Raw genomic sequence first — 1,034 nt, 5'->3', positions numbered from 1 at the left:
CCCGAGACCCCCGGACCACTCAACCGACACGACGAACCCCGCGCCCCTGAGCAGCCGGCACCGCGAACCCCACGTCCCTCGACACCGACACCGACACCACGAACTCCCTTCTCGGCGCCCCCGCCACAAAGCGCCCTCACCCCTCCTCCCGCTGCCTCTGCAACGCCCGCCCGCAGGACGCCGCGCTCGCCTGCGTCAGCAACGCATGCATCCGCTCGGTCAGTTGGGACACATCGTCGGCCGGCGCATGGAACGCGAGCCGCACATCCCCATGCGTACGGGCCCGCTCGATGCGCAGCGTCAGCCCGTGGCGGTCCACGGCGAGAGGGTGGACGCGGACGGCGCCGTGGAGGCTGTCCCGGCCGACGAGCCGCGTGAGGCGTTCGACCGCGTCGGGGTGCGAGTCCGCGAGGTGCGTGAGGAGTTGGGCCTCGGCGCCGGCGAGGGGGTCCGGCGTGGCGGTGGCGAACTCGTCGCGGTCCACCACGACCGCGCCCGTGGGCTGCTTGAGTACGATGCGCGTGGCGTGGAAGCCGAGGACCCCGTCCTCGGGGGCGAACCAGCCGGCGAGCCAGAGGCGGGAGCGGATGCGGCTCCGGACGGGGACGGGGGCGACGTCGGCGAACTCCAGGACCGCGGAGGGCTCGCCGCGCGGCGCGCAGATCGCGGCGGTGACGAGGGCGCTGTCGTCGGGGACGGAGAGCAGTACGCGGCCGTCGTCGGTGACGGTGTGGGCGCCGATGAACTCCTCGCGTCCGCCGTCCGCGGTGACCCCGCAGGACCAGGCGGTCGCGAGGATCGACCGGGCGCGTTGCGCCGCAGAAGGCGCGGCAGTCCAGCTCGGGTTGTCACCCATCCGAAGATCTCCTTAGGTAAGCCTCACCTAACTTACCGAAGATCGGAGCGCACGCCAACCACCGGGCGCACGCCAACCACCACATCCACGCCAACCACCCACCCCCGGCGAGGCACGCCTCACACCGGCCCACCGGGAAGCACACCCCACGCCGGCACCCCCAGCCCCACACCAGCAC

Annotated in this window: 1 protein-coding gene; it reads right to left on the bottom strand. The window is 73.0% G+C overall.

Annotation, left to right across the window (positions count from 1 at the left end):
• Positions 1–136: 136 nt before the first annotated feature.
• Positions 137–856: a DUF2470 domain-containing protein gene (locus AOK24_RS44890; RefSeq protein WP_055725532.1), complete on the bottom strand. Its 720-nt coding sequence runs from the start codon at positions 854–856 to the stop codon at positions 137–139.
• Between the last annotated feature and the right edge of the window lie 178 nt (positions 857–1,034).

Source organism: Streptomyces niveiscabiei (genome assembly GCF_001419795.1).
GTDB classification, from domain to species: Bacteria; Actinomycetota; Actinomycetes; order Streptomycetales; family Streptomycetaceae; genus Streptomyces; species Streptomyces niveiscabiei.
The sequence above is the reverse complement of the archived record's forward strand: the minus strand, read 5'-3'. Positions and strand labels throughout refer to the sequence as shown.

Excerpts from the sequence above, each read along its gene's own strand:
- AOK24_RS44890 (WP_055725532.1), bottom strand. The coding sequence starts at position 856 with ATGGGTGACAACCCGAGCTGGACTGCCGCGCCTTCTGCGGCGCAACGC.